Source organism: Candidatus Lokiarchaeota archaeon (assembly GCA_014730275.1).
Lineage (GTDB): Archaea > Asgardarchaeota > Thorarchaeia > Thorarchaeales > Thorarchaeaceae > WJIL01.
The window spans coordinates 1-3,494 of sequence record WJIL01000042.1; the positions used below are offsets into that span (position 1 = coordinate 1).

General features: G+C 40.6%; 2 protein-coding genes. Both read left to right on the forward strand.

From position 1 onward, the window contains the following. Window positions 1-682: 682 nt before the first annotated feature. Entirely contained in the window at window positions 683-1,264 is a 582-nt protein-coding gene (locus GF309_05175) for a hypothetical protein (protein MBD3158162.1), read from the forward strand. Between the two features lie 346 nt (window positions 1,265-1,610). Next, window positions 1,611-3,167 carry an HAD-IIA family hydrolase gene (locus GF309_05180; protein MBD3158163.1) on the forward strand — a complete coding sequence of 519 codons (1,557 nt, stop codon included), beginning with the start codon at window positions 1,611-1,613 and terminating at the stop codon, window positions 3,165-3,167. Window positions 3,168-3,494: the final 327 nt, after the last annotated feature.

The window sequence follows — 3,494 nt, forward strand, 5'->3', positions numbered from 1 at the left end:
CATATGCAGTAATTACAGTTCAGGGAATGGAGACTGCCTTTACTGCTTTCCTAGTCCTTATTTCTAGTATTCTATTTCAGCAAATAGCTCAGAAAAAGGAGAAGGGTACATCAATAGTCTTAGCGATTGTCATGTTTCTGGCCTTTCTCGCACATCCAGATACAATTATATTTTCTGGAATCACTCTATCCATTCTTCTCGCATTCTTAACTAGGGAAAACCTACACGAAGGGGTTGCCTTCGCTATTTATCAAGCCATCTTCTTTGGTCTGCCCATCGGATTATATATGCTATGGAGATATCAGTACTTTGGATATTTGTTGCCAAATCCGGTCTATGTCAAATTGACCAAGAATCTTATTTCAATGTCCGGAGTATCATATGTAGCTAATTTCAGCGCGAAAATTCTGGGCCCCTACTTCTTATTACTCCTGTTTGATGCGTACATAATTAGTTCAAGAACCAACCAAGGGCTTTTTGTTGCTTTGCAGGAGAAGATTGTGAATAAGAGAAAGATTCCTTTAGTCGGTTTGCTGGGTTTTCTGGCGACATATTGTCTCATAGACCCAGTTCAAGGTTTCTATATCGATTTCAGCTCCCTCTGCTTGCATCATTTATGATTATCTTCTCTCCACTAATGTCCAACGCAGTTCTTACCAAAGAAGGAAATTGGATATCTATTGTGAATAGATTCAGGAATACTAATAATTGGGGTATTTACGGCCTGCTAGCATTATCAGTTACCACATTCCTGTTGCCAGTTCATATTCTGGACGATGCTTTCTCCGAGACTTATCGACGAAATCAGTTCGACCGGGTTATCATAGGAAAGAGTCTTGCAACCCTCTCAGATGAAAACTATACGATGTTCGTCAGTGAATCAGGAGCTCTGCCATACTTCTCTGAATGGACTACTTACGATTACCTTGGGCTCAATAGTGAGGAAATAGCACATAATGGAGTCACAATTCAGTTCATCAGAGAGATAAGCCCAGAACTAGTAATGGTTAAAGGGTTGAACAGCAATTCCATAGAGATATTCTATCCGGAAGTGAATCAATATGTTTTGGAAGAGGGGTATCTCGTTGTTGCAGCCATAAGAAAGAGTAGGTATGTGTCTCATATCTACTTTGTTAAACCGGGCCCGTCGATGCTGCCCATTGCTGAAGCCCTTCTTGACATTCCCGAACTCGAATATGCCAATCCTCAAGACTATGTTGATGAGGACATATTCGTATACCATTTGGATTCGCCGGGTCTCTGATGACATAAATCAAGGTTAGCAATCTTCTACTGAACCTGCTAGTTCTACCTAATTGAAGACTAATTAATCCTAAGAACTCAAGATGAATTGGCGTTTATTGGTGGTTCCGAAGAAGACCTGATTCTATACTGAAGAATTGGAGAACAACATGCATCTGTTTTGTGTAGTGAAATAGACTAGCCAGAAGAGTATTAAGTGAGTCTGGGGGCTCAAATTTTGTTGGCAGAAGCAGATGAGAAGGAGACCATACCAGAGGCTTCCGAGCTGAAATAGAATTGTCTTTGATAGTCTAGAGTAATCAAAAGAAATGATTAGCCAACTGCTAACCAGCTAGATATCATGAACTATGAGGCATACACCAATGTATCATGCAGTTATCCTAGCAGCAGGAGTAGGTTCCAGACTGAGACCACTAACAGACTCGAAACCGAAATGCTTAGTGAAAATTAACGGGCAATCCATATTGCAGTATCAGATCGACACGCTCAAAGGACAGGATGAAATTAGCCAGTTATCAGTTGTAACAGGCTATCAAGGAGAAATGCTACGAGACGAAATAGAGGGCATGGATCTTGGGTTTGTTGTAGAACTCGTTCATAATGAAGACTATGATAGAACTAACAACATGTTTTCTCTGAACCTTGCTCTTGAAAAAGTCTCCAGTGATGATTCTTTGTTATTAATGAATGGAGATGTGATTTGTGACAAGCGAATAATCGACGGAATCTTGAAATCTGGAGGAAAGGATTTGATCGCAGTTGATAGAGGGGTCTATTTAGAAGAATCAATGAAAGTATGTGGCTCTCCGAGGGTATTAACAAATATCTCAAAGAGCATATCTGAGAGTAACGCTTACGGTGTCTCAATCGATATTTACAGTTTTTCCCCTAAGTCTTGGCAATCATTGGAGAATAAAATGGCCAGCATAATCAATCAAGGAGAAGTGAACAAATGGGTTGAAGTCGCTATAAACGACTTGTTGCAAGATGCAAGCTACCCAGCAGCTCCTTACGATCTCAAAGGGAAACCATGGTGTGAGATTGATACGCTCGCAGATCTTGAGGTTGCTGAAACTCTCTTCAAAAAGGAAACAGGAATGGAAAGTATCGCATCTAGGAAAGCATACGTCTTTGACTTGGACGGGACTTTGATACTGGGTGATGAAGCAATTCAAGGTGCAAGGGAACTGGTCAAGTTTCTAGAGAATAGAGAAAAGGATGTCATTGTAGTAACTAACAATTCCTCTCGAGGCATAGATGAAACACAGCAAAAAGTAAGTAAACTCCTAGGCATAGAGATATCCGAAGAGAACGTATTTTCGTCAACCCATTCAACGATCCAGCACATCAAAGAAAGAGGGTTTGCGAAAGTCTATCCTGTAGGGACAAAGTCATTTGTTTCTGATCTTCTCGCCCATGAAATAGAAGTGGGGGATTCCAATCCTGATGCTGTGGTTATTGCATTTGATACTGAATTGAACTACGAGAAGATTCGGGCAGCTTCACTACTAATCCGCAAGGGAACACCATTCATAGCAACACATGCCGATAAAATATGTCCAACAAGTGAAGGATTCATACCGGATGCAGGGTCAATACTTGCCCTTTTCACTGCAGCAACAGGTAGAAATCCAAATAGGATTCTAGGAAAACCAAGTCCCGAATTCATCCATAACATAGCTGAGAGTAGGAATCTGCGAATTGAGGATTTTGCTGTCATAGGAGATAGGCTACATACAGATATCAAGATGGGTTTAGATGCCGGTTGCGTTACGGCGATTGTTCTTTCGGGAGATACTCGTACAGCCGATTTGAGTAAGTCAACTTATCTTCCGGATTATGCCTTTTGCCATGTAGGAGAAATGTTGGATTACTTGTTGGAATTTTACAAAGGTGAGATGTAAGCAAATCATTTAGAATGGCCTACAGTTGAGCATGAATTTACGATATCAAGGGATGAAACGATGGCTATACTATCCACAATCTTCGCGCTTGTTCGGTCTGTGTTTGGTTTGATACCGTACTCCAGAAGACTTGTTAATCGCATTGTCAGCTTGGTTGATTTCTTGTTTCCTAAGAACAATCAGCTCATTGTCATGTCATCTAACGCTGGTTTAAAGGCATTAGGTGGCCCCAAAGCTATATTTCATAGTATCAAGAATCAACATACCGAATACACTGTAAGATACCTTATGAAGAATCCTAAAGAGCAATGGCAAACAAGACTATAC